Origin of the sequence: Pseudomonas schmalbachii (genome assembly GCF_017589465.1) — a bacterium.
Classification (GTDB): Bacteria; Pseudomonadota; Gammaproteobacteria; order Pseudomonadales; family Pseudomonadaceae; genus Pseudomonas; species Pseudomonas schmalbachii.
In genome coordinates this window covers 1-308 of record NZ_JAELYA010000030.1, presented here as the reverse complement: position 1 = coordinate 308, position 308 = coordinate 1, and the positions used below count along the sequence as shown (strand labels likewise).

The window sequence follows — 308 nt, the reverse complement described above, 5'->3', positions numbered from 1 at the left end:
CCCAGACCCACCAATTGTTGTGGTGTGCTGCTGATCCGATGGGGCCATAGCTCAGCTGGGAGAGCGCCTGCTTTGCACGCAGGAGGTCAGGAGTTCGATCCTCCTTGGCTCCACCATTAATCGTCGAGAAAGCTCAGACATGAAGGTTCAGGTTGAACTGAAACGAACCTTGATGTCTGGTCTTTGTGCCAGAACCGTTCTTTAACAATTTGGGTATGTGATAGAAGTGACTGATTGACCATTTTCACTGATGGTTAATTAGCTCAAGGTAAAATTTGCGAGTTCAAGCGCGAATTTTCGGCGAATGT

General features: G+C 48.1%; 1 tRNA gene. It reads left to right on the top strand.

The features are described 5' to 3' along the window. Positions 1–40 precede the first annotated feature (40 nt). Positions 41–116: transfer RNA gene (locus JFY56_RS24210), tRNA-Ala, on the top strand. Positions 117–308: the final 192 nt, after the last annotated feature.